We start from the raw sequence: 21,153 nt of genomic DNA, 5'->3' as shown, positions 1-21,153 counted from the left end.
TCAAGGGATGGACGCCCGTTTCAGATCGTCCGGTCGGCGGCGCGCTCACGCGCAACGGACCGGCCGCCCCGAAAGCCCGATCGGGGCGGCCGGCGGCGTCACGCCTCATCGGCTGCGGGATCTCTGGCCTCCCCGTTCAGGTTGACGATCGCCTCCACCGCCTCCCGGTACGGCGACGGCTCCACCCGGACGACGAACCGGCTCGCCCGAAGGGCCCGGATCACCGCCGGCGCCCGACGGCGCTCGACGTAGAGGACGGCGTACCGGAACCGTTCCGAGACATAATGAACGAGGCCGTAGCGGCGAAGGTGGCGGGCCGAACGGGGGTGATCCAGCCAGACGGCCAGGGCCACCTGCTCCTCCATCGCGATCGTCCTTTCCATCCCCTCTCGGCTTCAGGCCGCCCCGCGGAACGAACGCGCCCGACGGACCGAACCCGCCGCCGGCGACGCGAGGACGCTAGCGGCACGAGCAGGCGCCTCCCCCGCCGCAGCCGCCGCCCGCTCCGGCGAGGGCCTCGCCGGCGGTGAAGAAAAACCGCTCCCGGCCGGGCGCTTTGACCGCCGGCGAGACGCTTTCGGCGATCAGCCGGGCGATTTCGTGCAAGAGATCGTCCAGCGCCTCCTCGGCGGCGCGAAAACGGGCGACCGTCGGATGAAGCTCCATGCGAACCTTTTTGGCATAGACGTCCCGCCGGAGACGGCCGTAATCGGGATGATAGCGTCCGTAACGGGCCGCCGTTTCGTATTGTTCTTTTGCCGCGACAAAATCCTCGATCAACCGCCGCGCCTCGGCGTCCGCCCTGAGCAGCGCCTTGGCCCGACGGTATTCTTCAGCGAGGACGCTTTCTTCCAGCGCCTTCAGGAGGTCGTCCAGGAGGCCGGTCAGCGCGCCGTAGTCCATGGACCGCCCTCCTTTGCATTTTCTTTTGATTATACGCCGCCTTGGGCGGCGGGATCAAGAAACGAGCCGTACCAAAGTCCGACAGGCAAAGCCCTTCGGAAGGCTCGATCGGTCAAGACCCAGTAAAAACCGGTTCGGGCAATGGCTTTATCGTTTCAATCTGGGTCCCATGCGGCCGCATTTCACCCGAAGACCAGGAAAGAGCGGCTTCCGTTCCGGACCGCATGACCGGGGTCAAAACGGGAAACGTTGTCGCAGGCGCGGCACCATTGAGTAAAATCATACGCCAAGGAGTGGATCCGCGAGTCATGCGCCCCTCATGATGGACAAACGCCGAGACTATGTTGTATCCTTCTGTCAAAGGAGAAAGGCTTGTGAAACGAACAAAATCTGGCTTCCTCAAATTCAAAGCGGCTTCGGAACGGATCAAAGGCGAAAAAACGCTCGTCGAGCGCTCCCGTGAATCCGGCGTTCATCCGTGTCCCCTCTTGAAGGGAAAGCTTCCCCTCCTCGAAAAAGGCGCCGAGCGCTCCCTCCCCCGAACAAAAAGAGGATCCCAGAAGCGCATCGGTGATTGGGTTGAGCGCCTCGGCAAAAAGGAGGTCGAAATCGCGCGCCTCACAAACTTCCTCGGGCAGGGGAGCGAGATCAACTTCCGCTTCAGGAGCGCATCCGTCTGGCGCAAGAGGCGCTGGCCAAGCGGCCGGCTCCCCGGCCGGTTCTCCTCAAGACGCTTCGCATTCCCCGAGCGACGGGGAATGACCGGAAAAAGCGCCGGGAAGCCGAGAAGAAACGAAGGAAGTCCGAACGGGCACCGGCCGCCTTTGAGGGTCTCACCACCAAGTATGAGCGCCCGAAAGCCACCCTCCATCCCGATCCGGGCCGCGCCTTCTTGAGTCACGCGTGGGTCGGTCATCTCCTGCTCGAAGAAGGGCAGCGACGGTCGTACCGCCTTCGGAGACCGAAGGTAAATCCCATCGTCGAATCCTTCTTCTCGCGTTTCAAAGAGGGCATCAAGAGCTTCTCTTGAAGCAAAGCGCGTCGAAGCCCTCGACGCGCTTTTGGCCGAACGGATCCGGACCTACAATGAGCATCGGCTGCATTCAAGCCTGCGGTCCAAAACGCCCCAAGAAACGCTCAAAGAAGCCCTGAGCACAAGCGAGGTCTGCATCCCATAGGAAGACCGAACAAAATGTCTAAATCAAGGGGCGCGGCCCTAGGAGATAGCCCAAACCTCACACGATTCATCTATACTCTCCCCCCTTCCTTTCGAAGAGGCGGACCCCAATTCCCATAAAGAGAGCGGCCATGAGGAGGAGGACGACGGTCGGCAGCCAGACCACATTCCATCCCTGCTGATGGAGAAGGATCTCCTTGATGGCGCTCATGGGGTAGTAAAGGGGAATGCCTTTCGCGACGGTGATGAGCCACGGGGAGGTAACCACCTCCAGCGGCCAAAAGGCGCCTCCCAACATGGCAAAACTGACGGCAAAGATGGGGACGACGGCATTAAGCTGCTGCGTGTTCTTCACGAAACCGGAAAGGAGCATCCCAAAGGCTGCGATGGTTACGGTATAGATGGCGAGGAGAAAGAGAATCGGCCCCCATCCCTCGCCCCAGTCGACTCCGAAGAGAAGCCGACTCGCGCCCAGGAGGATGAGAAGCTGCCCATACCCCACCATAAAACTGTAGAGGAAATTGCCCAGGTAGATCTCTCCTTTTCGAAGGGGTGAGATGAGGAGGCGATCCCAGATCCCCTGCCGCCGGTCATTCAGCATCTCCGAAAGGGAAAAGATGATGGAGTAGATGACGAAGAAGAGCATAAAGCCCAACGAGGATTGAAGCTTCGGATCATAGCGGAAGGCTTTGCTCCCTTCTGCCGTCTTTCCTGCGGTGGCAACGGGTAAAGTCTCCTTCCAGCGTTCGGCCAGAAGTTCTTCCACCCGGGGGGTCACCTGGGGCCGATTCACATCGAGCCCAAGCTGAGTCAGGGAATGAAGGATCGCCTTTACCCCGGTCTGTTCGGTATGCATCTTAATGAGGCTTAATTGGATCATCCCTTGCAGGGAGGGAATAATGGTGGAATCCTTGCTCTTCACCATTTGGATCTCCACCTTGCCCGATGCCATTCCCTCCGAAAAGCCCTTTGGAATGATGATACCCGCTTCCGCTCTCCCCTCGGCCACCTCCACCTTTAACTTCTCGAGGGAAACGGGCACGAATTGATAAGAGGAAGAACGGTTGAGATAAGAAACCGCCTTTTGCGACAGCGGGCTACCCTCTTCATCATGGAGGGGGATGGAGATTTTGCTTGCCGTCCCCATGTTGCTGAAGGCAAAGGTAAAAAGAAGGGGGAGAAGAAGCATGAGGAGAAACATCCTGCTGTTGCGGAGAAGACCAACTCCCCGCTGCCAAAGTATGATTCCCATCCTTACACCTCCTTTAGGCGGCTGATGGCGAGCGCCGCGGCCATAAACAGAAGCGTCATGATCGAGAGAGAGAGGAAAACAGGCGTGATCTCCCGAAGGGAATATCCCTGCATCACCTTTACAAATCCTTGCAGGGAGGCACCGTTGATGGTGTAATCCCCCAAAAGGCGCACCTCATCCGGTAAGTAAGCGGCTGGAATGAAGCTCCCCCCCGCCAGGGCCATGATCTGGGTGATAAAACCGCTGAAGATCTCCGAGCCTTTCTCATTTCCCGCCACATGATTGATGGCGGATAAAAGAAGGCTTAATCCGCCGACGCCCAGGGAGACGAGGAGCAGGAGGGGAAGGAGGGAAAGGGGATCTCCCCAGTTTACCCCGAAGAGAAAACGGGAGAAGAGGAGAAGAAGAATCATCTGCAATAGAGAAAAAAGGGAGGTGGAGAGAAATCGGCCTGCGAAGAGAACTCCCCTCCCCCTGCCGGATAAGAGGATCCGCTCATAGGTATGAAGCCGGCTTTCCTGGATGAAATATTCGGCGCCAAAGGCTGCGGTAAAAAGGATAAACATGGCGCTCATGGCGGCGGCATAATACTGAAATCCCGAGATGCTCTTCTTCCCTTCCACGGCGATGGAGCGAAAATGAACTTCAAGCCCTTTTTCCTCCCCTTTTCCCACGGAGGTGAGCAAGGTTTCTATCTGGGAATGGGCCTGATCCCCCCGGTTCATCTCCACAGCCACTTCCTGAAATACGTTTTTCGCCAGAATCCCTGCCGAGAGGGTGTCCGTGTAGGCTCTCACGATGCCTTCAACGATTTCGGCCCGGATCTCCTGATCGGGATCCTGCCACACTTCGACGGTGGAGGGACTTATCCCAGGGAGCAGGGAACTCAGCCAATAACGGTAAGCAAAACCTTCCGGGATCAGGATCACCGCCGTTATCTTTCCTTCTTTCAACCGGCGAAACGCCTCCGCTTTTCCCATCGTTTCAACCGTTATCAAGGATGAGATTTTTTCGTCTTTTAAGATTCTCTCCGTCAGCACCTCGGCCGGATGAAAGGAACCCAGTCTCCCGAGAATCTCTCCCATCTCCCTTTCACCGATCCCCCGGGCGAAGGGAGTGGCGGTGAGAACGCGCTTCAACTTTTCCAGATCCCGGTTGAGGTCATCTTCATGGACCACCGCCACGTGTGCCGGGCTTAACGTGATCTCCCCTTGCATGAAAGAACCGACGGAAAAGCCGAGGATGGCGATGAGCACGATCGGCATGAGGAGGGTGATGAGGAGCGCCTTTTTGTCCCGGATCATCCGTTTTACATCTTTTATCGTCATCTGCCAAATCATGTTTCCCCCCCTTACTCCCTCAGCCCGCGTCCGGTGAGATGGAGGAAGAGATCTTCCAAGGTCGGTTTTTTCACTTCGACGGAGAGGAGGGAGGTTTTGGAGTTTTCGGCAAGGTGAACGATCTTTCCCAGTGATACCATCCCTTTCTCCACGACGATCTCAATTTTCGCTCCTCGCTGGTGAACCGCGTGAACGCCCGGAAGTCCTTCGAGGGCAGGGAGGAACTCCTTTCCATTCCGTTCAAAGTCAAGTTCGATCGTCTCTTCGTTCGAGATTCTCGCGATCAATTCCTCTTTCGTCCCGTCGGCGATGATCTTCCCGTGATCCATGATGTAGATGCGGTCGCACAGGAAATCGACCTCCTCCATGTAGTGACTGGTGTAGAGGATGGTAAGCCCTTCCCGGTTTAAGTCTTTAATGGTATCCAGAATTAAGCGGCGGGACTGGGGATCAATCCCCACCGTCGGTTCATCCATGAAGAGGATTTCCGGCCGGTGGAGGAGGGCGGCGCCGATGTTGATCCGCCGCTTCATCCCCCCCGAATAGCGGCCGACCCTCTCCCTCGCCCTGTCCGTAAGGTTGATGATCTCCAGAACTTCCTCCACCCTCCGGCGTAATGCCTTTCCCTTTAACCCGTACACCCGGCCAAAGAAGAGCAGGTTCTCTTCTCCGGTAAGGTCGGGGTAAAGGGCGATCTCCTGGGGGACCACCCCTAATCTATTCCTTATAATATTAGGATTCTTCAGTACATCTATCCCGTCCAGCAGGATCTCTCCTTCGCTGGGGGGAATTAGGGTGGACAGCATGCCGATCAAGGTGGACTTCCCGGCACCGTTCGGGCCGAGAAGACCCAGGATCTCCCCCTTTCGCAGCCGGAAGTGAACCCCGTCGACGGCTACCGTGTTCGGGTACCGCTTCACCAAACCTCTTCCTTCCAGTACCTCCATCATGGATCCTCCCTTTGTAAAAGGGTCAAGTCCGAAATCGTGTGTAAAATTGCCCTTTTCGGCGAATGGAGCGGTGAGCACTTAGGCCGCTTTGGCACAAGCCTGAGCGGATTCTCTCGAGGCCTGCTGCGCCTTCTTCGAAGACCAGGGCATCGACGGGCAGAAACTCTTTTTACCCATGATATCGGACACCACTTTCCGAAGGACGGGGGATCAAAGGAAATCGATCCGCGAAAGCGTTCGCCCTGCGCGCAGGGCCGCCAACGATTGCGCCCCAACGCCGAGGAACAAAAACGTCAGCGCTGACAACCACGGATGTCCCGACCCGTAGACGACTGCTTTGATGAGCGTAGCCAGAGCACCGAAGTCCCCGACCGGCCTCCCGGTGAAGAAAAGGGACTCCACCGCCTTATCGAGGAGGACGAAGACGATCAAGAACAAAAAAATAGTTAGAAAGAGATGACGATTATAATTCTTTTTCATTGCCGTGAGATCATAGTACATCGTGTAACTCCCGGTCAGAAGCGACAGCCCGACCCAGGCGATCACAAACGGCAAATACGGAAGCGGAGACCACCGCGCTCCGAGAAAAAACACCGAAGCAAGCGGCCCGGCGAAATAGGCGGCCGAAAGCCACCCCCACCAGGTGAAGGCGAACATCAGGCGGGCCAGGCTCATCTCCCGCGCCGTCACCGGATACAGCCCGTATTGCATCAGCCGCGAGGGGTTGGCGATGAAAAGAAGCGCATAATTCCAGATGAACCACGTGATCATGAGAACAAGCGAAATGATGATCATCCCCCCTGTTCGGAGCGCCTCCGCCAGCGAATCTCCCTGATAAGCGGCTTCCGCGGACACCAGCGCGTAGGAATAACCGAGCATCATCCAACCGAACAGCAAGGGGGTGACGACCAACCCCAGCGCCGTGATGCTGCCAAGCCCGATCGAACGAAGCCGGGCCTGCCACGCCTTCAGCGGCCTTGACGGCCGGTGCTCCGTCCGCAGGCCCAACCGACCGGTCCAGTAGGCGATCGTCCACGCTTTGGCCAATGCCCGGACGACCGCCCAGCGGACGCGCTCCGGCCTTCCTCGGCGAGCGTCCGAACGCTCAGGAACCGTCACACCGGCGTTGACCTCGCTCACCCTAGATCCCTCCCGTTCGTCGAGATCGAAGAAGCCGCCTCGAAAGCGGCGCCTTCCGATTCCATGAGATATCGGACGATATCCGTAAGCGGAAGGCGTGCGGAACGCGCGCCGTGGCCGAGCGCCCGAAGCGCCGCCTCCGTCGTTTCCCGGTCGCGGCTGATGATCGAACGGGCCGGGGACGACGTCACGGCGACGACGCCGGGAAGCCGGCGCAGCGTTTCCTCCGCGATCGGCGCCCCGGCGGGCGTCCCCTCGATCGGCGCCCCCGCAGGCGTCCTCCCGGTCAACGCCCCTTCACCGACCTCCGGCGCGATCAACGCCCATCGGTCGAGGAGCTCGTCTTTGACGTACGGCCCCAGAAGACGGCCGGCGTGCATCACGACGATGACGTCGGCAAAGCGCTCGACCGCCGCCATATCGTGCGAGGAGAGAAAGAGCGCCGCTCCGGCCTCAAGCCGTTCCCGCCAGGCGTCGTACAGCAACGCTCGGACGTACGGATCCAGGCCGCTCGTCGGCTCATCGAGCACGTAAAGCGGCACGGTGCGCGACAGCACCAGCGCAAGAAGAAGCCGTTCCCGCTGTCCCTTCGAAAGCGTCTCAAACGGCAAATCCAGATTCGGCAGCTCGAATCGCTTGGCCAACTCTCGAAAACGACCGTCGTCCCAGTCCGGCGCAAGCATCTTTGCCTGCCGGACGAGCGCACTGCCGGTCGCCCCGTAGAACAGCTCCGGCAGATCGGGCATGTACGCCAGGCGACTTTTGATCGCCACCTCCCCCTCCGGATACGTCCAACCGAAGAGCCGGATTTTTCCTTCTGTCGGTTTGATCCAATTCACGAGCATGTTCAAGAGGAGCGACTTCCCGCTTCCATTTCTTCCGACGAGCGTCGTGACCGTCCCCGGCGCCAGTTCCAGCGCCGCATCCAGGGGGCCCAGCGAAAAATGCGGATAGCGTTTGCAGACGTTTTCCAACACCAGGACCGGTTCCGGCCCCCGCCTCACCTCGCTCACCTCCGCGCGCCTCAAACCCTCGGTAAACGTTCCGACCTCTGCCGACCCGCAAGGCCAAGCCGCCGGCTTCGCTGATCGTTTCGCCGCACGCTTCCCGGGCAAACGCCGAGCGGTCGACCGGCCATCTTTCTCATCATGCGCGGCAACAAACGTTCCGCGGCCTTGCTCCGAGCGGATCCTTCCCTCGGGCTCCAAACCCCGATAAACCCGCCGCGTGGCGATCGCGCTCACCCGGAGCGACTCGGACGGCGGGCGGATCGACCAAAGAACCGTCTCCGTCGAAAGCGCGCCGCTTACGATCAATTCTTTCACAAAGGAAGCCATCATGTGTGTATAACTACATAATCACAATATCTAAAAACCGCTTCGCCGTCAAGCGACCGGCAAGGCGCTGAACGGGTCAAGATTCGGCAGGCGGAGATCCGACCGAGGAAATCCGGAACCGGATTCGGCAAAACCCGCGCCCGCTCAAGAAAGCCGCGCTTTGCCAGCAGTTTCCCGGCTGAGGGGCCTTCCCGCCCCGGAAAACCCGGAGCGCCCCGCGTTTCATGACTCGAAAGCCCTTGGGATGCCGCAACAGGAGCGGCGGTTGGATGCGGTCCAACGGGTTGACCCCGTGAAACCGCGCCGCGTTCCGGAGCTCGGCGGATCGTAAACGGCGCTTTTGCCCGACGCTCGGTGAGGTCTGCTTCGTTTTTGCGAAGCGGCCGGCGGGAAGACGATGGCCGATGCGTCTTTCCACCCGCCGGGCCTCATCCACCCGGCGGCCCACCTCCTGAAGCCCGTGAAACAAATCGGCCACCCCGCGCGTCCGGAAGGACCCGCTGAATCCGAATTTTCCCGCTTTCCCTGAGGTCGATCGTCACGCCCGGATCGTTTGCGGAAACGAACACCCCAAAGCAAAAGGCGTCGAATCGTTCCGGGGCTTTGCTGGCCTCTTCGGTGAACGTAAGCGGCGGATGGCCCGGCCAATGGGGACGGCGCGCTTCCTTTTTCGGCCGCCCGGCAACCCCATCGACGCTCTCTCATTTTGCTCCAGGCGATCGATGATCCGGCCTTGAAGACCGAAAGTGTGTCCATAGACGGTTTCATAGGCGGTCGGAGCCTTCCTGGGATGGGGTGTAGGGACGATCCCATGCGCGCTCTGACCGCCTGTTTCCGGCTTAGACAACCCCGCTTTTTAGCTGAGAGCCGAACATTTACAAGCACTGGCAAGAGAAGCGAACACGGTTTTACCTCCTCCCGAGACGGTTCCCCCCGGTCCTGGGCTGGTTCCGCTGGTTCCCCCCTCAAGAAGCCGGCGGCGCGTTCAGCCAACGGTCCCAAAGGCCGACGAGCGCCTGCCAGAGGCTTTTTAAGAAACTGCCGACCTTCGCGAGGAGCGACTGGGTCGCCGGCTCGTCGAGCCAGGCGCGGGTCGCCTCGGTGACCGCCCGAAGTTCGGCCTTCAGCCGCTCCCAGTCGATGTTCACCGCCCGGAGGCGCTCGACGAGATCCCGCACGGCGGCCAGATCGGACTCCGTGAGCTCCAGGCCGAGCCGGGCCGCCTCCTGCTTCACCGCCGCCTCGATCTCCGCCGGCGTGCGGAGCCCCCCGACGGCAAGCGCTTCCTTCAGGGCGCCGAGGAGCGCCGCCACCTGCTTGGGATCGTGATGTTCTCCGAGGCGCTCCGCGACGGCAAATTCGTCCAGGGCGGCCGCCTTCCGCTCCGGCGAGAGCCCGGCGCCTTCGGCCGCTTCGTACGCCTTGAACAGCCCGACGAGGGCCGCCGTGCCGGAGACGGGGTACGGGGCGACGATGCGGACGGAAGCGTCCCGGACGCCGGCCGTAAGAAGCGCCTGCCGGTAGATCTCCGGTGCCACGCCGGTGATGTTGATGAGCTCGAGGGAAAGCCCCGCCCCCGCTTCCCGCGGAACCACCCGGACGGACGAGATGGCCCGGGTGCCGATGACGGACGGCGGAAAGCGCCCGGCAAGAAGCGCCCGCTCCTCCGCATTCGTCACGGTGAGCCTTCGATCGTCCGGCCCGGCGCCCAGGCGCTCGAGCACCGCCTGCCGATCCGCCGGCGCAAGATCCGCCCCGAGGACGACGACCGGCCGCTCCCGGCCTCCGTCCGACGGACGGCCCTCCTCGGCCCGGGCGGATCCGGCACCGAAGTCCAAAGCCCCCGGCCCAAGGGCCCATCCCCAGACGAAGACGAAGACAAAGAAGAAGAGGAGCAAAGCCGCCATCCGACGAACGGGCGCCCGGGCGCCCGGCACGGGGTGACGACGAAATCGGCGATCCACCCGCTCATCCCTCCCGAAAAACGGCATCGCCCGGCGGCCCGTCGCCGCCAGACGGTCATGTCGATCCGGTGAAACATCCTCCGTCGGAAGGTCGACCTCTGCCGTCGAAGGGTCACCCTCGGACCCTCCGAAGGATCGGCGCCGTTTGACGGGCACCGTCCGGCGTGTGAACATTGGCGCATGATGATTAAGGTATAAACGCCCGCCGCTTCGGCCAAGCTAAAGGTCGATCGCCTGTTCCAGAGGGTGCCAAAACCCGGAGGATCGTCGGAGCGGGCCCGGAAGGTCCCCGGCGAGGGCCGAGGGCTGGCCGGCGGGGACCCCGACGATCGCCGCAGAAAGGAGGCCTGCGATGGAGCGGATGGCCCAGGACCCCCGCTCCGCCCCGCCCTCGGCGGTCGGAGCCTCCGCACCGCGCTCGGATGCGCCGCTTCAGGCCGCCGGGGCGAGGGCGAATCCCGTCTCGGATCCGACCGTTTCAGATCCTCCCGCGGCGGGGACGAACCGGTCGGACGCCGCGCCGGATCGGCCCGCCCAAAAAGAGGCGCAAGAAAGAGAGCCGGACTTCCGGGACACGTTTCGTCTCTCCCTGTTCTTCGGCGGGCTGATCCTCGCGATGTGGATGACGATCTTCATCGTTTTTCTCCTCCGGCTCTAAACGCCACCCGCCCCGGCGTCGATCGGTCTTTTTCCGCTTTTACTTTAGCGCATTTCGTCCGGAGGGGGAAGGCCCCGGTGTTTCGCCTGGACTGGCCCAAGCTCGAAGCGCTCTGGATGAAGGTGAGCCTCGGCACGATGGCGACGTTTCTCGTCACCATCGGCGTCATGGCGTTCGGCATGGACGTGCACACGGCCGACGGCCGGCAGACGATCGACCCGACGCGGGTCGACGAGACGCCGCCGTTCGATCGACCGGGGCTCTATCGGATCGGGCCCGACGCCTACCGGGCGGTCGTCGTGGCCCGGGTCTTTACGTTCAACCCCGATCACCTCGTCCTCCCGGCAGGGGCGCGGATCGAGTTCGTCATGACGAGCGCCGACGTCATCCACGGGGTTTCCATCCCCGGAACCAACGTCAACCTCATGCTCATCCCGGGCCAGGTGACCACGTATACCACCACCTTTAAGCGGCCCGGTGAGTATCTCCTTCTTTGTAACGAATATTGCGGCATCGGTCATCACCTGATGATGGGTCGATGGACCGTCGTGGCCGAAGGAGGCGAATCGGCATGGTCCGCGTCGAGCACGGCCCCGGCGGGTCAGTGATCCGAACCGCCGGCCACGTCTTTCCCGCCGAAGAGCGGCGGCTTTTCCTCGCCCACTTCATCGTCGCCCACCTCGCCTTTTTCCTCGGCATCATCGCCGGGCTTCTGCAGGGGCTTTCCCGGACGGGCTTTCTCGTTCTTCCGTCGACGATCGGCTACTACCAGCTCCTCACCTTACACGGCGTCGCCCTCGCCTACGTCTTTACGACCTTCACCATCGCCGGTTTTCTCCTGCTCGGCACGGCGAAAACGACCGGCGGCTCCTTCACCCCGCCGGAACGCCGCTTCGCCTGGGCCGGTTTCGTCCTCATGCTCGCCGGAACGGTCCTCGGCGTCTTCGCCATCCTGTCCAACCGGGCGACGGTGCTTTACACGTTTTACCCGCCGATGCACGCGCACCCGACGTTTTACTTCGGCATCCTGTTCGTCCTCTTCGGCAGCTGGCTGCCCGGGGTGAGCCTCTTTTCCGCGTACCGGCGCTGGAAAAACGCCCATCCGGGTGAGCCTTCGCCGCTTTTCGCCTACATGGCCGTGGCGACGTACATCATGTGGCTCATCGCCACCCTCGGCGTCCTCGTCGAGCTCGTGGTCCAGCTCATCCCGTGGTCGCTCGGCTGGGTCCCCAGGATCCACGTCGGCGCCGCCCGAACGTTTTTCTGGTTTTTCGGACACCCGGTCGTCTATTTCTGGCTCCTTCCGGCGTACATCTACTGGTACGTCAACCTTCCCCGCATGATCGGCGGGGAGATTTTCAGCCATCTCCTCCCGCGGCTGACGTTCCTCCTCTTCCTCCTCTACTCGATCCCCGTCGGGCTGCACCACCAGTTCGGCGACCCCGGCATCGCGCCGATCTGGAAATTTGTCCAGACGACCCTGACCTTCTTCGTCGTCATTCCGACGCTTCTCACCGTCTTTACCGTTCTGGCGACGTTTGAGGCGGCGGGCCGCGGCCTGGGCGCGACGCGGCCGTTCGCCTGGATCCGAAAGCTTCCCTGGCAGGACGCCCGCTTCCTCGCGCCGGTCGCCGGCATGCTGTTCTTTATCCCCGGCGGCGCCGGCGGCATCATCAACGCCAGTTACCAGCTGAACACGGTCGTCCACAACACCCTCTGGCTCCCCGGCCACTTTCACCTGACCCTCGCCACGACGGTCGTCCTGACGTATTTTGCCATCACCTTCTGGGCCGTCCCCGCCCTCACGGGTCGGGCGTACACCTCCGGGGCCAACCGGGCCGGCATCGCCGCCGTCCTCCTCTGGAGCACGGGCATGCTCCTCATGTCGACGGCGATGCACGTCCTCGGCGTCCTCGGCGAGCCGCGGCGGACGGCCTTTGCCACATACGCCGGAGCCGCCATCGTCGAGCGGTGGGCCCCCTGGCGGGCGCTCCTCGCCGGCGGCGCCGTCCTCCTCTTCCTCGGCGCCCTCGTCTACCTGGCGGCCGTCGCCTACCTCTTCCTCTTCGCCCCCCGCGCCGAAGCGATCGTCGACTTTCCGATCGGAGACGTCCGAAAAAGGGCGCCCCCACCGCCGCCGATCCTCGAGCGGTGGGGCCTCTGGGTGGCCCTCGCCGTCGCCCTCATCCTGATCGCCTACACCGGACCGTTCATCGAACTCCTGACGCAGACGAAAAACGGCGCTCCACCGCTTCGCACGTGGTGAAGCGCCGTTTCTTTGCGGCCGCGGCTTCCCCCTCCACCAGGAGGGCAGGCCCGGCCGGCCGATCGCCCCGCCCGGCCGCGGTCCCTTACGGCACCGCGACCGTCCACTCCCGGACGACACCGTACGGCGACCCGTCTCGGTGCACGAGTTCCGCCCGGAACGCGTGCGCTCCCGGTTTGAGCCCCTCGACGACGAACACCCGCCGGTCGAGCCGGGCCACCTCCCGCCCGTCGACGGTGAGAACGATATGGCCTTCGCCGTAGCGCTTCGGCGCCGTCGGGTCCGGAGCGGCGAGGCGGAAATGTCGGCAGCGAAATTCGAGGTACACCTTGCCGTGCCGCACCTCGCTGTTTACGTCGAGCTCCGGCGTCGGCGCCGCCCGGGCGCCGCCGGCCGGAAGGGCGGTCAGGACGACCCCGAGGCCGAACGTCACCGAAAAGAGCGCCGCCAGAGCCGAAGCGAGAAGCCGGCGCCACGATCGCCGCATGCGTCTCCCCCTTTGCCAAAAATCGGGGTGGCCGTCTTAGCGTGCGCCGAGGCGCCGGTCGCTATGCGTCGCGGAAGATGCAAAACCGCGAACAAAGCGCCGGATCCAGGGCGGAAAAAAGCGTCGCCGTCAGGGCCGCCGCTGCACGAGGACGAAAAACGCCTGGCCGAAGCCGTCGGGAAGGATGAGCGCCCGGACGGCCCGGTTTCGGCGGGCGATCGGGTGAAACGGATCCCGCTCCGCCGGCGTCCCCACCGCAGGCTGCAAAAAGTCGAGAATCCCCCGGGCGACGAGGTACTCCCCCTGCGGGAGGAGGGCTTCCGTCGCCAGGCCGCCCGCCTCCCCCTCGCTCCGATACGCCTCGACCGGCACCTGCGCCGTGAGGTCCATCTCACCGGGCCGCTCAAACCAGTCGTCCCGGAGCCTGTGCCGCCAAAAGCCCACCACCGTCCCTTCCCGCCGGTGCGGCGCCGCCAGCTCGGCAAACGGAAGGCCGTAATCGACGGTGATGAACGTCGCCCCGGGAAAGGCCTCCGCAAGCCGCCGGTACAGCCGCAGGCCCTCAAGGGGCGCTTCAAACACGTGCTCCGGCGAAAACGCGCCGCCAAACCGCTCGGCGTACGCCCGGGCCTCCGCCGGCACGTCGTCCGCCCAGGCGAGGACCGGCCGGCCGGCTTCCTCCCGCACGACCTGCCAGAAGAGCCGGCCGTCCGGCGCCTTCTTCAGCCGCTCGACGGGAAAGGCGTCGTAAAATTCATTGGCGAAGACGATCACCGGCCCGGCGCCGGCGAGGACATCGCCCGAAAGAAGCGCCTCCGGCGTCGGGACGAGCTGAAGAAGCGGCCGGTGGGGTTTCGTCCGCAAAAAAAGGCCCTCCCGGTGCCACGGAGACGCTTCGACCGCGACGTAGCGGAGCCGGCCGTACACCTCCGGCCGCTCGGCGGCCAGCCGGTCCAGGACCTGAGCGGCAAACCGGCCGTCGCCGGCGCCGAGCTCGACGATCGCCAAAAACCCTTCACCGCCCGCCCCGGCCTCGCGCCAGGCTTCAAACCGGCGGGCAAAATCCCGGGCCCAGAATGCGCCGTAGGCGTCGCCGACGGCGCTCGCCGTATAAAAATCCCCCGCCCGTCCGATCTTCACCCCGGGCCGAAAGTAGTAACCGCAGACCGGGTCGTAGAGGGCAAAGGCCATCCACGCTCCGAAGCCGATTCGCCCGCCTTCGTTCCGAAGGTGCCGGAGGAGGCGTTCCGCACACGCCGCCCGATCCGCCGGCGCCGCCCGACCGGTCATCGTCCCGTTCCCTCCTTTTTGATCTTCATACCGATCGGGGTCGCCGCCCCGCCCGAGGCCGACCCGCTCCTCCCCTTTCCGCCCGGCGCCACGGGCCGGCATAGGGGCCGCCGGCGCCGGACAGACTAACCGCACGGACCGGATATTTTCGGTCGGAAGTCCCGCGCCGCGGGCCCGGGCCTTCCGGCCAGGCGAAAGGGGAGACGTCATGGGTCGCGCCACCGCCCGTCTGATCGTCGGCATCGCCCTGGCGCTCGGCCTCGGCGGCTGCGCCCTGCCGTGGACCGCCTCCGGAGGGGCGGCCGGCGAGGCGCCGGCCCCCCCGTCAACGACCGGTCGCCCGCCCCACGAAAAGGTGCCCAACACGATCCGCTATGAACCGCCGCCCGAAGCCCCGAAAAACCGGGCCGAAGCCGAGAAAATCGCCGACCGGCTGGTCGAGCTCGCTCTCGCCGACCCGTACGTCCGACGCGCCACCGCCGTCGTCCTCGGCCCGTACGCCGTCGTCGCCATCGGCGTCGACGAACATCTTTCCCACGCCCAGGTGACGACGACCAAATACGCCGTCGCCGAAGCCCTGAAACACGACCCGTACGGCGCCCGGGCGATCGTGACCGCCGATCCGGACCTTTTTGCCCGCCTGCAGGCGATGCGGGACAAAATCGCCCGGGGCGAACCCCTCGTCGCCGTCTTCGACGAGCTCGCCGACATCGTCGGTCGCCTGGCCCCGGAGCTTCCCCGCGGGCCGAAAATCCGCGAACCGGCAGACGGCGCGGCGCCGATCGCGCCGGTCCGAACGCCGCCGGACGGGACGGTCCCGAGCCGACCCGTCCCGGGCGAGAAGCCGGCCGGCCCGAAAGCCCCGACCGCACCGGCGACGCCGGCGCCGTCTCCCCAGGCGCCGGTCGCCCCGGGGAGGCCCGCTTTGCCGACGTCCCCGGATTCGCCCGCGCCATCGCCCGCCGCACCGCCTCCCGCCTCCGCACCGTAATCCTTTTCGTTCGCCGGCGCCCGGCTTCGGTCGGCCGGCGATTTCTTTTGCACCGGACCGGAGCGTCGGCCGGCGCCGGTTTTGTTTTTTCGCCGGCGGCGGTATGATGTTTCCGAAGCAAAAAGTCCCGATCGAACCCAGGGAGGGATGCGCCACGGACCGACCGACCCGGCCGCCGTCCGATCGCCGCCCCGACGACCGATCCCCGGGCGGCCCCCGCCCGGACGGCCCTTCCCGAACCGACCGCTCCGCCCGAAACGGCCTCGGACGGCGATCCCCGGCCGACTTCGAGCCGGCCTTATCGTCCGAAGCGCTCACGGCCCTCCTCGAGCGGTTGGAAACCCTCGAGACGTCCCTCCGGCCGATCGACCGCCTCGCCCGGGCGCTCGCCCGGGGGGAATTTTACGACCTCCTGACCCACTACACCTCGCCCCGACGGGTGATCGCGCTGAACCTCCTCGCCGGCATCACCCGGGGGCTCGGCATCACCCTCGGGGCGACGCTCGTCTTCGCCCTCCTCCTCCTCGTGCTCCGGCACTTCGTCTCGCTCCCGCTCATCGGCGCCTACATCGCCAACCTGCTCGATCTCATCGACCAGCACCGGGGGCTCGTCCGCTGACGGAGCCGGCGGGCCGGACGCGGCCGAAAGGCCGCCCGGCGGATCGGCCGCACCTCGTTCGTCCGCTTCCGGGCCGCCTCCCTCCTCCGGTGAACCGGCCTTCGGTCCGATCGCCTCCGCCTCCTCCGGTTCCGGATAGACGATGCCGTACTTCGGATCGCCCTCGACGGCCCGAAGGAGCGCTTCGACGCGGTAGCGGTCGAAGGCGGCCCGCTTCGGCTCCCCGGCCTGCCGGTAGACGACGACGTACGCCGCGTCCTCGATCGCCTCTTCGATCGCATCGACCTCGATGCGATGGTCTTCCAGCAAAATGCGATAAAAGAGATCCGCCGTCTTCCGGGCCGCCGGATCGTGGGGCCGGCCGCGGGCGAGGATCTCCGCCTCCAGCCAGTGCTCAAGCGCCTTTTCCGCCCGCACGGGGACTGCCTGGTTCGTAAAACCTACCTGAACTTCATTTCAGGCAGGGACCCCTCCGAACCAGGCGTTCACCTCCTTTCGGAAATCGGGGTCTGGGCCCGGGCGTCCCACCCGGAGTGCTCACGGGAAGGTCTTCCTTCCCCGTCCCCCGGTCTCGTCTGCACGGCCGGACGGAGTGCGCTGCACCCGCAGAACGGAGTGGGCCGGGGGAGAGGCGGCGAAACCCGCCGCCGCAAGCACCGATCTGTCAGATTCGCCCTGCCGGGTTTGTCCGAACCCCCGGCGAAACGGGGTTACCGGAAGGCCAAAGCAAGCGTTTTGAGTTCGCGCCAGCAGGAGAAGAAACTTTCCTGCTGCCGGCGGGCAAGCCCGTTGTGCAGAAGAAGCTTCGTCTCCAGCGCCTGAAGCGCGGCTTCGACCTTCCGGGTCATCCCGGTTCCTTCCCTCGGTCGGAGATCACCCGTCGGTTTCCGCCGTTCTTTCACCCGAAGCACGAAGTCCCGAACCTCGCGCGTGATGCGCTCCCTAAAACCCATGGCCCGCCTGCCGATGACCAGGGCCGCCGCACCGTGAACGGGAACGCCGTATTTCTTTTCGTACTTGAGCCGGCCGATGGTGGAGGTGTGCTGGGGCGGGACTTGTTTGTACCCCACGTTCTCTTTGACCGCCCGCCGCATCAACGCCTGAAGGACCATCGCATAGGGAAACTGGGCGGCCATCCGGTTGAACGTTTTTCCCCGGTCCAGCCTCCCCTGATCGAAACTCAGCGTTTCCATCGCCAGAGGCTTCCCCAACGCTTTGGCGACGTCCACGACCACCTTGGCCAGGACGCCGATGAGATACCGGCGCCGAAATCCCGAAGCGTAGGCGAGTTCGGGGACCCGGATGGTCAGAAAACCCGATGGATACGGGATGACTTGAAACTCCCCGTCGTATTTGCCCAGGTTCTTCGGATGGGGAATCCGGAATCCTTTCGGCCACGGTTCGGGAAGACCGCAGGAAGAGACGTTGGCGAGCCCCACGCCGTCGGGGTTGATATCGACGGCGAGGGCGCCGCGCGAAAAATCCGGCGCCGGTTGATCGTCCAGTTCCAGCGCGATGTGAACGCGAAAGCGTCCGTCCGGGCCCCGGATCAGTTCCGCGGTGTACGGCCGCTTTTCGGCAAGCCACCCGAGAAGGCGCGCCCGGTGCTTTGGGGGAATCCAGAGTCGCCCAAGGACGCGAGGCGCCCGGCGCATGATCGGTCGCCCCAGAGCGTCCACACCGGTCGGCTCCGACAGATGAGAAATCGTGACGGCCATGCGGAATGCATGCCCGTCGAAGGTGATCTTCAGGTTGGGGTTGCCGCCTTTGGTGCGGTCTCCGCGGGCGTAAAGCCGATTTTTTCGGGCCGCCCGCCATTCGTCCCGGGTGGCCTTTCCCTTGCAGACGTTCCGCCAGAGCTTTCTTCCTCCAAAGATCGCCGTGGGGACGGTTCCGTTTTCTTTGTGTTCTCTCAACTCCTTCAGCCGCTTTTCCAGTGCCGAGACGCGCGCCTGCCTTCCCGGGACGGTCCGATCGAGCGTCCGGAGTTCGTCTTTCGAGAGGCCGTTCTTCTCGGCCCGGCTCCGTTTCTCCATGGCCCAGCCGAGTTTCTTTCGCGCCCGCCGAAGCTTCGCTTCGGTCGTTTCGATCTCAAGCTCCAGAAGTTCTTTCTGCGCATCGATCATGCCCTGCGCCTTCAGGCGGGCATCGTCGACGTAGCGGGAGTTGAGGCCGAAAAGATCCTGCCCTTGCTTTTTGATTTCCGTGCGGGAAACTCCCTTCAAAATCCGCCTGTAAGACCACCGCAGGCAGGCGGAGAAAAGCCGCATCTCGGTGGTCAAGGGATCTTCTTCGCCCCGGGCCCACTTCCCGGACCGAAAGGCCGGGTAAACTTCGGGGAAGAATTCCCCGATGATCGTGAAGCTATTCTTCACGGACACGCCGCATCAGCTCCTGAAAGCCCCGGCGGATTTTCCTGCCCCCTCGGGCGCCGTCGATCCGGGCGGAAAAAGACGTGACGATGGCCAGAAGATCCTGAACCAGCTCCGCGTGCGCCTCTTCCGGTTCTTTCGGCGAGATCACTTCGATTTCTACGCCGCAGGACTTCAGATGCCGTTCGAGAACGTCGAAACCAAACCGCGCCAGGCGGTCGGGAGAGAGGTTTCCCGCTTCGGCCTCTTTTTTCGTCGAGATCCGGGCGTAGAGAGCGACCGCATCGGCTTCTGTTTCGTTCATCCCTCCTGCCTTCAGGATGCGGTCGATTTCTTCTGTCGGGTATCTTCGGTGGCCGCTCGGAAGCCGAATCGGGCGGATGAGCCCTTTTTTCTCCCACTCCCGGAGACGGTTGGGGTGCACGCCGAGCTTTTTCGCCGCTTCGCGGATGGATAGAAGTTCCATGTCTCTGTAGTATCAAAACAGGAAGTTTCAGTCGATAACAGGTTGGTTATTTGTAACTGCTACGAACCTCCTTTCGCCGCGTCGGCCCGCTCCCGCCGGCGCCGCCAACGATAGACGATGAGGACGATGAGGCTTGCGCCGAGCGCCTCGGCGATCGGCAAAACGTACGCCAGCACGACGAGCGGAAAGGCAAGGGCGACGAGGAGCCCGTAGACGAGCACCCGCTTCCCGGGCGGAAGCGGGCGCTCAAAGCCGAGGCGAAACACGAGGGCAAGAAGCAGCGTCACGACGGCATATTTCACCCCGAACCGGTCCCAGAGGGCGAACGCCGGGAGAGCGGCGCCGCCCGACAAGGCGAGGACGTCGCCCGCCAGGAAGCCGGCCTTAAGGACGCCGGGCCAGAGCTTACCGCCCGGCATCGGCCTTTTCGTCCTCTCCCGCCAGCCGGCGGACGAGCTCGACGAGGGTCCGGACCATGACGCCGCTCGCCCCTTTCGGGACGAGCGCCGTCCCTTTCTCCTCCCACGCCGTCCCGGCGATGTCGAGGTGGACCCACGGCACGTCGTCGACGAACGCTTTGAGGAACATCCCGGCGGTGATCGTGCCGGCGTTCCGGCCGCCGGAGTTTTTCAAATCGGCGATCGGGCTTTTGATCTGCTCCAGGTAGACGTCAAAGGAGGGAAGCAACCACACCCGCTCGCCGGCGGCCTCGGCGGCGGCCTCCACCTCCCGCCAGAACGCCGCGTCGTTCGTCATCGCGCCGGTCGTCTGGGTGCCGAGGGCGATGAGGACCGCCCCGGTGAGCGTCGCGAGGTCGACGATCTTCGCCGCGCCGAGCTTTCGGGCGTAGGTGAGGGCGTCGGCGAGGATGAGGCGCCCCTCGGCATCGGTCGAGATCACCTCGATCGTCTTCCCGCTCATCGACGTGAGAACGTCCCCCGGCCGGTAGGCGCGGCCGTCGGGCATGTTTTCCACGAGCGGCGTCACGGCGAGGACGTTCAGCTTCGGCCGGAGCCGGCCGATCGCCTCCATCGCGCCGATGACCGCCGCCGCCCCGCCCATGTCCATGATCATCGATTCCATGTTTTGCGCCGGTTTCAAGGAAATGCCGCCGGTGTCAAACGTGATCCCCTTGCCGACGAGGGCAAGGGGCGCCTCCCACGTCGGAAGCCCCTGGTATTTCATCACCACGAGGCGGGGCGGGTTCGCGCTCCCCTGAGCGACGGCGAGAAGCGCCCCCATGCCGAGCCGCTCCATGTCCGCCCGGTCGAGGGCCCACGCCTCCATCCCGTAGCGGGTGGCGACGGCCAGAGCTTCCTTCGCCAGCACCTCCGGCGTGAGCTTATTGGCCGGCGTGTTCGTGAGCGTCCGGGCGAGGTTCGTCCCTTCGGCCGTCGCCCGGCCGACGGCCCAGCCCGCTTCGACCGCGCCTCGGACTTCCGGCGGCATCGCCACCCGGAGCCGCTCGATGCGGACGTCCGGTTCCTCCTCCGCCGAACGGTACCCGGGAAAGCGGTACGTCGAAAGCAGCGCCCCTTCGGCGATCATCTGTCCCGCCCGTTCCGGGGTCACCCCCGGCGCGGCAAACGACCCGTAGCAGAGGAGAAGATCGGAAAGCCGGTGGCGCCGGGCCGCCTGCATCGCCTCGGCGACCGCCTCCCGGATGCCGTTCGCCTGAAGGGCGTCCCGGCGACCGACGCCGACGAACACGACGTACCGGACCGGAAGCCGCCCGAGGGTGTGAAGCACCAGCGTCCGATTCCGCTTGCCGCCGAGGCGCCCGGCGGCCCACTCTTCGGCGAGCGCCCCGCCGAGAACATCGTTGAGCCGCGGCAAAAGCCCCGCTTCGTCCACCCCGGCTTCCGAGACGGCGACGACGAGGCCGTCTGCCGGCGTCTCGAGGAGCCGGCCGTCCAACGCTTCGATGTGCACCGCTTCGAC

At 64.3% G+C, this 21,153-nt stretch carries 21 protein-coding genes; 7 read left to right on the top strand and 14 right to left on the bottom strand.

Annotation, left to right across the window (positions count from 1 at the left end):
- Positions 1-98: 98 nt before the first annotated feature.
- Together SA87_RS04710 and SA87_RS04705 are read right to left on the bottom strand one after the other, a co-directional pair.
- Complete coding sequence (locus tag SA87_RS04710) at positions 99-383, bottom strand: DUF2129 domain-containing protein (protein ID WP_066441775.1); 285 nt, start codon at positions 381-383, stop codon at positions 99-101.
- Between the two features lie 76 nt (positions 384-459).
- The gene (locus SA87_RS04705) at positions 460-903 is read right to left on the bottom strand and encodes a YlbF/YmcA family competence regulator (protein ID WP_066199887.1); all 444 of its coding nucleotides are present in this window, start codon (positions 901-903) and stop codon (positions 460-462) included.
- Between the two features lie 344 nt (positions 904-1,247).
- Between SA87_RS04705 and SA87_RS13105 the strand changes: the two genes are divergently transcribed.
- A complete protein-coding gene (locus SA87_RS13105; RefSeq protein WP_156516495.1) occupies positions 1,248-1,799 on the top strand; it encodes a hypothetical protein in 552 nt (183 codons plus the stop codon).
- A gap of 75 nt (positions 1,800-1,874) precedes the next feature.
- Positions 1,875-2,081, top strand: coding sequence for an integrase core domain-containing protein (locus SA87_RS14350; protein ID WP_156423569.1), 207 nt, complete (start codon positions 1,875-1,877; stop codon positions 2,079-2,081).
- 66 nt (positions 2,082-2,147) lie between these two features.
- Here the strand turns inward: SA87_RS14350 and SA87_RS04700 are convergent, their stop codons facing one another.
- From SA87_RS04700 to SA87_RS04670, 6 genes are all read right to left on the bottom strand, one after another.
- Positions 2,148-3,332 (bottom strand): ABC transporter permease, encoded by a 1,185-nt coding sequence (locus SA87_RS04700; protein WP_066199884.1) that lies wholly within the window; start codon positions 3,330-3,332, stop codon positions 2,148-2,150.
- Positions 3,333-3,334: 2 nt separating this feature from the next.
- On the bottom strand, positions 3,335-4,636 hold the full coding sequence (locus tag SA87_RS04695; protein ID WP_066199880.1) for an ABC transporter permease: 1,302 nt from the start codon (positions 4,634-4,636) through the stop codon (positions 3,335-3,337).
- 47 nt (positions 4,637-4,683) lie between these two features.
- Positions 4,684-5,622 carry an ABC transporter ATP-binding protein gene (locus tag SA87_RS04690; protein WP_066199877.1) on the bottom strand — a complete coding sequence of 313 codons (939 nt, stop codon included), beginning with the start codon at positions 5,620-5,622 and terminating at the stop codon, positions 4,684-4,686.
- A 210-nt stretch (positions 5,623-5,832) separates the two neighbouring features.
- On the bottom strand, positions 5,833-6,762 hold the full coding sequence (locus SA87_RS04685) for a hypothetical protein (protein ID WP_066199872.1): 930 nt from the start codon (positions 6,760-6,762) through the stop codon (positions 5,833-5,835).
- The gene (locus SA87_RS04680) at positions 6,759-7,775 is read right to left on the bottom strand and encodes an ATP-binding cassette domain-containing protein (RefSeq protein ID WP_169816910.1); all 1,017 of its coding nucleotides are present in this window, start codon (positions 7,773-7,775) and stop codon (positions 6,759-6,761) included. The genes SA87_RS04685 and SA87_RS04680 overlap by 4 nt, the downstream gene beginning before the upstream one ends.
- A 1,289-nt stretch (positions 7,776-9,064) precedes the next feature.
- Positions 9,065-10,063: a DUF1002 domain-containing protein gene (locus SA87_RS04670; RefSeq protein ID WP_169793308.1), complete on the bottom strand. Its 999-nt coding sequence runs from the start codon at positions 10,061-10,063 to the stop codon at positions 9,065-9,067.
- A gap of 352 nt (positions 10,064-10,415) precedes the next feature.
- Here SA87_RS04670 and SA87_RS04665 point away from each other — a divergent pair, with 352 nt between their 5' ends.
- The 3 genes from SA87_RS04665 (at position 10,416) to SA87_RS04655 (ending at position 12,987) form a co-directional block, all read left to right on the top strand.
- A complete protein-coding gene (locus SA87_RS04665; protein WP_066199859.1) occupies positions 10,416-10,721 on the top strand; it encodes a hypothetical protein in 306 nt (101 codons plus the stop codon).
- A gap of 77 nt (positions 10,722-10,798) precedes the next feature.
- Positions 10,799-11,329, top strand: a complete 531-nt coding sequence (locus tag SA87_RS04660) for a cytochrome c oxidase subunit II (RefSeq protein WP_245637648.1) — start codon at positions 10,799-10,801, stop codon at positions 11,327-11,329.
- Positions 11,293-12,987: a cbb3-type cytochrome c oxidase subunit I gene (locus SA87_RS04655; RefSeq protein WP_082718335.1), complete on the top strand. Its 1,695-nt coding sequence runs from the start codon at positions 11,293-11,295 to the stop codon at positions 12,985-12,987. The genes SA87_RS04660 and SA87_RS04655 overlap by 37 nt, the downstream gene beginning before the upstream one ends.
- A gap of 85 nt (positions 12,988-13,072) precedes the next feature.
- Here SA87_RS04655 and SA87_RS04650 read toward each other — a convergent pair whose 3' ends face one another.
- Together SA87_RS04650 and SA87_RS04645 are read right to left on the bottom strand one after the other, a co-directional pair.
- Positions 13,073-13,474 (bottom strand): hypothetical protein, encoded by a 402-nt coding sequence (locus SA87_RS04650; RefSeq protein ID WP_066199856.1) that lies wholly within the window; start codon positions 13,472-13,474, stop codon positions 13,073-13,075.
- Between the two features lie 129 nt (positions 13,475-13,603).
- Positions 13,604-14,866 carry an SAM-dependent methyltransferase gene (locus tag SA87_RS04645; RefSeq protein ID WP_169816909.1) on the bottom strand — a complete coding sequence of 421 codons (1,263 nt, stop codon included), beginning with the start codon at positions 14,864-14,866 and terminating at the stop codon, positions 13,604-13,606.
- 106 nt (positions 14,867-14,972) lie between these two features.
- On the opposite strand from SA87_RS04645, the gene SA87_RS04640 reads away from it, so the two are divergent.
- Together SA87_RS04640 and SA87_RS14345 are read left to right on the top strand one after the other, a co-directional pair.
- A complete protein-coding gene (locus SA87_RS04640; RefSeq protein ID WP_066199851.1) occupies positions 14,973-15,755 on the top strand; it encodes a YhcN/YlaJ family sporulation lipoprotein in 783 nt (260 codons plus the stop codon).
- 103 nt (positions 15,756-15,858) lie between these two features.
- Positions 15,859-16,374 (top strand): DUF5665 domain-containing protein, encoded by a 516-nt coding sequence (locus SA87_RS14345; protein WP_368015075.1) that lies wholly within the window; start codon positions 15,859-15,861, stop codon positions 16,372-16,374.
- 710 nt (positions 16,375-17,084) lie between these two features.
- Here SA87_RS14345 and SA87_RS04630 read toward each other — a convergent pair.
- Genes SA87_RS04630 through SA87_RS04615 form a run of 4 tightly spaced genes read right to left on the bottom strand, consistent with a single transcriptional unit; the run spans position 17,085 to position 21,144 of the window.
- On the bottom strand, positions 17,085-18,755 hold the full coding sequence (locus SA87_RS04630) for a transposase (protein ID WP_066199845.1): 1,671 nt from the start codon (positions 18,753-18,755) through the stop codon (positions 17,085-17,087).
- A complete protein-coding gene (locus tag SA87_RS04625; protein WP_066200260.1) occupies positions 18,739-19,212 on the bottom strand; it encodes a MerR family DNA-binding transcriptional regulator in 474 nt (157 codons plus the stop codon). The genes SA87_RS04630 and SA87_RS04625 overlap by 17 nt, the downstream gene beginning before the upstream one ends.
- Positions 19,213-19,271: 59 nt before the next feature.
- Positions 19,272-19,631, bottom strand: coding sequence for a YlaH-like family protein (locus SA87_RS04620; protein WP_066199842.1), 360 nt, complete (start codon positions 19,629-19,631; stop codon positions 19,272-19,274).
- Positions 19,618-21,144 carry a leucyl aminopeptidase gene (locus SA87_RS04615; protein ID WP_066441791.1) on the bottom strand — a complete coding sequence of 509 codons (1,527 nt, stop codon included), beginning with the start codon at positions 21,142-21,144 and terminating at the stop codon, positions 19,618-19,620. Before SA87_RS04615 ends, SA87_RS04620 begins: the two co-directional genes overlap by 14 nt.
- Positions 21,145-21,153 lie beyond the last annotated feature (9 nt).

Source organism: Hydrogenibacillus schlegelii, assembly GCF_001653195.1.
Taxonomy (GTDB): Bacteria; Bacillota; Bacilli; order Thermicanales; family DSM-22653; genus Hydrogenibacillus; species Hydrogenibacillus schlegelii.
The sequence above is the reverse complement of the archived record's forward strand: the minus strand, read 5'-3'. Positions and strand labels throughout refer to the sequence as shown.